The sequence below is a fragment of the Prosthecobacter sp. genome, from assembly GCF_044373815.1.
Lineage (GTDB): Bacteria > Verrucomicrobiota > Verrucomicrobiia > Verrucomicrobiales > Verrucomicrobiaceae > Prosthecobacter.
The window spans coordinates 1-4,018 of record NZ_JBIPNG010000548.1; the positions used below are offsets into that span (position 1 = coordinate 1).

Genomic DNA, 4,018 nt, shown 5'->3' on the forward strand with positions numbered 1-4,018 from the left:
GACCCCGCTGGCGACTACATCCGCATCACGCGTGAAATGCCCGGCCGCCGCATCAATCTGGCCATCCCCGAAGAAAGCTCCCTCGTCGAGAAAGCCGTGGGCGCTGTACCGCACTCCGGCAACCAGTGCTTCGAGCCAGATTCCGTTTACAACAAGGCGCTGCTCGAATGGATCACCGCAGGTGCCCCGGATGATGCCGCAGACGTGGCCAAGGTCACCGGCATCGAAGTCTTCCCAAGCCAGATCGTCATGGAAGGCAAGAACGCCACGCAGCAGATCACCGTCCGTGCCACCTACTCCGACGGCACCGACCGCGATGTGACGAACCTCGCGCTCTTCATGTCCAACAACGATCCGACCGCCACCATCGACAAGCAGGGTCTCGTGACCTCCGGTGATCGCGGTGCCGCGTTCATGCTCGCCCGTTTCAATGTTTACTCCGTCACCGCCCAGGTTCTCGTGATCCCTGCGCAGCTCAAGTATGAGCGGCCCAACCTCGCCGAGACCAATTACATCGACACCCTGGTCGACGAGAACCTCCACAAGCTCCGCATCCTGCCCTCCGGCATCTGCACGGACGAGGAATTCGTGCGCCGCGCCTTCATCGACATCGCCGGTGTCTACCCTGAAGCCAAGGACATGCGCGCCTTCCTCGCCGACGCCAACCCCAACAAGCGCGCCGCCTTGGTGGACAGCCTGCTTGAACGCAAGGAGTTCACCGAACTCTGGGTCATGAAGTGGGCCGAGCTGCTGCAAATTCGCTCCGGTATCGCCGGCAACAACAACGTTCCGCCATTCTACAAGAACGCCCTTCTGTATTACAACTGGCTCTCCGAGCGCATCGGCAAGAACGTCCCCATCAATGAAATCGTGGTCGAGCTTCTCGCCGCCACCGGTGGCACCGTTTCCAACCCTGCAGTCAACTTCTATCAGACCGAGCTCGATCAGCTCAAGCTGACGGAAAACGTCGCCCAGGTGTTCATGGGCATGCGCATCCAGTGCGCCCAGTGCCACAACCATCCTTTCGACCGCTGGACCATGGATGACTACTACGGCTTCAAAGCCTTCTTCTCCCAGATCGGCCGCAAGGCGACCGACGACCCGGCGGAAGTCATCATCTACAACAGCAAGGGCGGTGAATCGAGGCACTTCCTCACTCAGGCCGTCATGAAGCCCAAGTTCCTGGGTGGCGACACTCCAGAAATGAAAGCCGGCGAAGACCGCCGCAAGGTGCTCGCCGAATGGATGGCCTCCCCGCGCAATCCCTTCTTCGCCCGCAACATCGCCAACATCACCTGGTCCCACTTCAACGGTGTCGGCGTGGTGGAACCCGTCGATGACGTGCGCGTTTCAAACCCTCCTTCCAACCCCGCGCTTATCGCCGCCATGGCCGAGCACCTGACCGAGTACAAGTACGACATGCGCAAGTTCGTCCGCGACATCTGCACCTCCCAGACCTACCAGCGCAGCACCAAGGTCAACGAGACCAATGCAGGCGACAAACGCAACTTCTCCCACGCCCAGGTCCGCCGTGTGCGCGCTGAAGTCCTGCTCGATGCCATATCCCAGATCACCGACACGCCGAACAAGTTCCAAGGACTGCCTCTCGGTGCCCGTGCCGTGCAGATCGCCGACGGCGCCGTCTCCAACTACTTCCTCACCACCTTTGGCCGTGCCAAGCGTGAATCCGTCTGCTCCTGCGAAGTGAAAATGGAACCCACCCTCTCCCAAGCGCTCCACCTCATGAACGGCGACGCCGTGAATGACCGCATCAAGCAGGGCCGCGTGGTCTTCAAGATGATCCAGGAAAAGAAGAACGACCGCGAAATCGTGGAAGACCTCTTCCTCCGCGTCTTCGGCCGCATGCCTCTGGACAAGGAGTGGGCCAACGTGCAGCAAGCCATCACCGAAGATCCAGCCGCCCGTCAAAACGTCCTCGAAGATTTGTTCTGGGCGCTGCTGAACTCCAAGGAGTTCTACTTCAACCATTGATCGACTGACTGAGCCAAGTTTCGAAGCGGGCGGTAGGGCATCAAGCTCACCGCCCGTTTTGTTTTACCATGCCGATTTTCTACCGTCGCGAACTCGCGAAGGCATTCCACAAGATACCCCTCAAAGACTGAGGCCAACAGCAAGACTGGATACCCACTTAATCCCCGGCATCAGCTTGATGATCCAGTGGGCGAGTATCAATGAGTCATTCAACACCCCGAGCGAACTTTTGCAGTTTCTTAGCAAAGATCAGCAGCAACAAACCGGCAACAGAGGAAATCCAAACCACGCGGGTGAAAATCACCGGCATGGCAATCATTGCATCGCCGGAGACTTCTCCGGCAATGATGCCGGAGAGCACATCTCCGAGGCTGGTTCCCAGAAACCAGATGCCCATCATCTGTCCTGTATAACGATGTGGAGAAAGTTTGGTGACCGCACTCAGCCCCACCGGACTGAGACAGAGTTCGCCGAGGGTGTGACACAGGTATATGCCCAGCAGCCACAGCGGCCAGACTTTGCCAACATCCAGCGCACGATGAGCAGCAATCACTGCAAGGCCGAACCCAAAGGCCAGCAGCAGCATTGCCACGCCCATTTTCGTGGTCATGGAGAGGCTGATGCCCCGCCGGTCCATTCCCTGCCAGAGCAGCGCCACCAGTGGCGAAAGCAGGATCACAAACAGCGGATTGACGGATTGAAACCAGGCTGTGGGAATCACCCATGAGCCAAACTCACGGACCGTGTGTTCTTCGGCAAACACATTGAAAGAGGAGCCCATTTGCTCAAAGCCCGCCCAGAACAAGGCGCAAACGCCAAACAGCATGATGATGAGCCCGACACGCGCTTTCTCATCCCCGTCCAGCCCCCCAAATAGCAGCAGCCACGCAAAGAACAGCGCCGCCACCACCGAGATGACTATTGTAACCGCGTGAGCCAGCCACACCGGATCAAGCGTGATGGCACCAGAAACACATAGGATCACCACCGTCGCCAGACCAATCAGCGCCATGTAGAAGATTACCCACTCACGTTTCAAGTTCTGCCCCGGATGGGCGATTCGCTCCCCCACTCCCTCTAGTGCTTTACGGGTTAGCTGCCATTGTACCAGCCCAAGAAACATTCCCGCCGTCGCAGATCCAAAAGCCCAGCGCCACCCCAGCCCTTCACTTTGCTGCAGCCATCCACTGATCAGCGGCCCCACAAACGCGCCCAGGTTGATCCCCATGTAAAAGATCGTGAAACCCGCATCCCGTCGTTGACCGCCTTCGGGATAAAGGAGGCCGACGAGTGCGCTCATGTTTGATTTCAGCAAACCCGAGCCGAGCGCGATGATCAGCAGGCCGAGAAAAAAGGTCGTCCTCCCGTGCATGGCGAGGATGAGGTGTCCCAGAGCAATGGCGACCCCTCCCCACCACACAGCGCGTTTAGTTCCCAAAAGCCGATCTCCCACCCATCCGCCTGGAAATGCCGAAGCATACACCGTGGCGAGGTAGAGTCCGAAAATGGCCATGGCCTGCTTCTTTTCAAAGCCAATGCCGCCACTCGCCATGGTCATGAATGGCACCATCAATGCCCGCATGCCGTAGTAGCTCCACCGCTCCCACATTTCCGTGAAGAACAGCGTGTAAATTCCGCGAGGATGGCCGGTGGGTTCGGAAGTCATGGCGTGAGAAATCCGCCATCCAAAGACAGCAAGCTCCTCAATGCGAGCTTTTCCTTACTCAGCGACCACCAGCTTCGCCTTAAACTTCACCATCGCCTGCTGGATCAGCGGGTCGTTGTAGAAATCCTCGGGGGGCTTGGGCGCGGCGGCAGGGATGTCAAGCTCAGCGGTCTTCGGTGCCTCGACTTTGGCCGCTGCTTTCGCCTCCACTTGGGGGGCTTCTGCCGGTTTGCTCGCAGAGGCTGGCTCATTCAGCAGTCCCAGGTCAATCTCAGCAAACACGGGGGCTTTGAGGTTCGGATCGAGGACGAGTTCGAACTTCATCGCCTTCTTCGTCATCTCCTGTGCCAGACCTTCCAA

At 58.5% G+C, this 4,018-nt stretch carries 2 protein-coding genes and 1 pseudogene; 1 reads left to right on the forward strand and 2 read right to left on the reverse strand.

What is annotated here, in order from left to right; genetic code table 11:
- Positions 1 to 1,992, forward strand: a 1,992-nt coding sequence (locus ACIREA_RS27955) for a DUF1549 domain-containing protein (RefSeq protein WP_397385607.1), incomplete at its 5' end; no start/stop codon positions are given.
- Between the two features lie 205 nt (positions 1,993 to 2,197).
- Here the strand turns inward: ACIREA_RS27955 and ACIREA_RS27960 are convergent.
- Positions 2,198 to 3,658: a peptide MFS transporter gene (locus tag ACIREA_RS27960; protein ID WP_397385608.1), complete on the reverse strand. Its 1,461-nt coding sequence runs from the start codon at positions 3,656 to 3,658 to the stop codon at positions 2,198 to 2,200.
- Positions 3,659 to 3,712: 54 nt separating this feature from the next.
- Positions 3,713 to 4,018 (reverse strand): annotated as a pseudogene (locus ACIREA_RS27965) (hypothetical protein); the annotation flags it as partial.

Coding starts and splice junctions, on each gene's coding strand:
- ACIREA_RS27960 (WP_397385608.1), bottom strand. CDS start 3,658: ATGACTTCCGAACCCACCGGCCATCCTCGCGGAATTTACACGCTGTTC.